3 protein-coding genes are annotated in these 3575 nt (G+C 32.8%); all 3 read right to left on the reverse strand.

Annotated elements, in window-relative coordinates; translation table 11 throughout:
- Positions 1–955: signal recognition particle-docking protein FtsY (gene ftsY / locus QJ521_RS09385; RefSeq protein WP_282840229.1), on the reverse strand; the 955-nt coding region annotated here is incomplete at its 3' end.
- Positions 956–1010: 55 nt separating this feature from the next.
- Positions 1011–1511 (reverse strand): thiol peroxidase, encoded by a 501-nt coding sequence (gene tpx, locus QJ521_RS09390; protein WP_282840230.1) that lies wholly within the window; start codon positions 1509–1511, stop codon positions 1011–1013.
- Between the two features lie 131 nt (positions 1512–1642).
- The gene (gene topA, locus QJ521_RS09395) at positions 1643–3427 is read right to left on the reverse strand and encodes a type I DNA topoisomerase (protein WP_282840231.1); all 1785 of its coding nucleotides are present in this window, start codon (positions 3425–3427) and stop codon (positions 1643–1645) included.
- Positions 3428–3575: the final 148 nt, after the last annotated feature.

Genomic DNA, 3575 nt, shown 5'->3' on the forward strand with positions numbered 1-3575 from the left:
AAAAGAAATCTTTAAACAATCCGTAGATGTACTGCTCGATGTCGAACATCACTAAATCATCTATTTTTTCACCTAAACCAACATATTTAATAGGCAAATCGTAAAGGTGTCTAATCGCTAAAACAATTCCACCTTTTGCTGTGCCATCTAGTTTGGTTAATATAATACCTGTAACATCTGTTGCATCCTTAAACACTTCAGCTTGACGCATCCCATTTTGACCTGTTGTTGCATCAATAACTAATAATGTTTCTTGTGGAGCATTTGGTAATGTTTTTTGAATGACTCTCTTCATTTTTGATAATTCAGACATCAAGTTAATTTTTGTCTGTAGCCTACCTGCAGTATCGCATAAAACAACATCATATTTTTCTTTAATAGCAATCACTAATGCATCATAGATTACTGAAGATGGGTCTGAGCCAGCTTCTTTTGTGAAGACGAACGTATCACTTCTATTCCCCCATTCAACAAGTTGGTTAATTGCTCCAGCTCTAAACGTATCACCAGCAACCATCATCACTTTTTTGCCTTCATCTTTTAATTGCTTCGCCATTTTTCCAATTGTTGTTGTCTTGCCAACGCCGTTAACTCCTACAAATAGATAAACATTAACCTCATTTTCATCATAGTTAAGATCCGTTTGAACAAGTTCACCTTTAAGATATATTTCAAACATTTTATCAACAATAATTTCAGCTAAATCATTAGGATCACTTATTTTTTTGTTTTCAACTTCATCTCTTAGTTGCTCAATGAAATAAATAACTGTATCAACACCAATATCAGCTTGAATAAAAACATCTTCTAAAGAATCAAAAAGTTCATCATCAATTTTGTCTGATGCTGAAAGAATTGCTTTTAGATTACCAAGATTTTCTTTGGTTTTATGTAGACCTAATTGATATCGTTCATCCTTAGGTTTTCTTTTAAAAAGCTTCTGAAATAAACCCATATGTTTCACTCCTAATTCTTGCTTATTATACCACAAGAAAAAGAAAACCGAAAGATTATTCTTTCGGCAATTTTCTTACGAAAGTAAGCAATTCATCAAAGTTTAAATGCTGACTCATTTCATCAACATATTCAAGATAAATGATTTTTCTTTTTTTGTCTAAAACGAATACGCTTCTCGCTTGTAATCTAATTTCTTTAATGTTTGTTCCATATTTATTAGCAAAATCTAAATCTAGGTGATCACTCAATGTGATTACATTAGATAACCCTGAATTCCCACACCAGCGATCTTGTGCTGTTGGTAAGTCGTTACTAATTGTTAATACCATAATGTCTTCTCGTTCTGAAAGTTCTTGATTAACCGTCTTTGCTTGTCTATCACATACTGTAGTATCCAATGATGGTACAACGTTTAATATGACATAAGGCGTTTTAAAATCTGATAAGTGTTTTACTTCATTTTTTGTGTTTAGAGCTTTAAAATCTGGTGCATGATCACCGATTTTCTTTGTTTCACCAAGTAATGTTATTGGTTTGCCTTTAAAAGTTTTCATGTTCTCACTTCCTTTTTCTAAATTCATTCATATTATATCATATCCATGTCACAACAATATCAAATGCACATATGAAGCGGCCCTAAAGCATGTGCTTAAGGACCGATTATTAATATATAGTTATGTCTACTTTAGTCTTTTTTTACATACTTACATTTAGGAAAACCACTACATGCAACAAACTCACCATACTTACTCTTACGAATAACCAGTGGTTTACCACATTTCGGGCAAAGCTCATCTGTCTTTTTAGCTTCTATTTTCTTCATGTCTTTTTGTGCTATTTTGACTAGTGGGATAAAACTATTATAAAATTTATCTATTAAATCTCCACCATTTTGTTTACCATCAGCAATTTCATCCAAAACGGTTTCCATTTTTGATGTGTACTCAACATTAATGATTTTTCCAAAGAATATATCTAACTGTTCGACTGTTAGTCTCCCTTGTTCAGAAGGTTCAAATCTTTTTTCCTTGATCGATACATAGTCTCTATTTTTTAGCGTTTGAATGATTTGAGCATAAGTCGATGGTCTACCGATTCCTAGTGCTTCTAGCTCTTTAATCAGTGTTGCTTCACTATATCTCGTTTTCGGTGTTGTAACTTTTTCAATAGCTAAAACTTCTTTAGCATTTAATTCTTGATTGACTTCTAGTTTCGGTAAATGTTTATCTTTATTCTTAGCATCTGTATACATTTTTTGATAGCCATCAAACTTCTCTACAGATCCTTCTGCTTGATATACATGTTCTCCAGCTTTTAAAGTAACTTTTGTAATATCAAATTTTGCAGGCGACATCATACTAGCAACAGAGCGTTCAAATATACGCTTATATAACCTGAGCTCATCACGTGACAAATAGCCTTCTAAACTATCTGGTGTACGTGTTAAACTGGTCGGTCTAATTGCTTCATGTGCGTCTTGAGAATTCTCTTTTTTTGTTGTTGTGTACTTGCCGATATATGGCTTTCCAAAGGTGTTTTCGATAAATGATAAAGTTTCGCTAATAAATGGTTGAGCAAGTCTTGTTGAGTCGGTTCTCATGTAGGTAATTAGACCTACAATTTCACCTTTAATCTCTTTACCTTCATATAGAGATTGAGCGACCATCATTGTACGACTTGCGCTCATGCCAAGATTTGAAATTGCATCTTGTTGTAGTGTTGAAGTAATAAATGGAGGTTTCGGATTTCTCTTTGATTCTCTCGTTTTAATATCGGTTACGACAAAAGGGTTAACTGATTCTTTAACAATTTGATCAGCTTCTTCTTTAGATATTCTTGTATTACTTGGAATAACATAATCAGCCTTCATATGATGAAATGAAGCTTCAATTTCATAATATGTTTCTGGAATAAATGCTTCGATTTCTTTTTCAAGATCTACAATAAGCTTAAGTGCAACACTTTGCACACGTCCTGCTGATTTTGATTTAATTTTTGATTGTAATAATTTTGAAAGTTTAAAACCAATAATACGATCTAATATTCTTCTTACTTCTTGAGAGTATACCAAATGTTGATCAATTGGTCTTGGATTTTCTAAAGCTTCTAGTATTGCAGGTCTTGTGATTTCTCTAAAAACAATCCGATTGCTTGCTTTTGGGTCGAGTTCTAGCAATTCAGCAAGATGCCATCCAATAGCTTCTCCTTCTCGATCCTGGTCGGTCGCGATTAAAACATCTCTGCCTTTACTTTTTGCAATTAACTCTTTTACCAGTTGTTTTTTTCCTGGAATAATATTGTATCTAGGAGTGAAATTATTTTCCATGTCCAGCCCTAATCCATCAACACCTGATGTGGATAAATCTCTAACATGCCCCTTCGAAGACAAAACAAGCACGTCATTTCCAACGTAGCTGGCAATTGTTTTTGATTTAGATGGTGACTCGACAATAATGAGTTTCTTATTCATGACAACACTCCATTTCCATATCTATTATAGTGGGTTAATCTTCTTTGTCAAGTTAAAAGTTAAACATATTCTCCATATATATTATTTAAATATATATCTTTTTTCTCGTCTTATAATATAGAAAAAATCACATATTTACTTTTAAAAA

Origin of the sequence: Peloplasma aerotolerans, from assembly GCF_030012175.1 — a bacterium.
GTDB classification, from domain to species: domain Bacteria; phylum Bacillota_I; class Bacilli_A; order Acholeplasmatales; family Acholeplasmataceae; genus Peloplasma; species Peloplasma aerotolerans.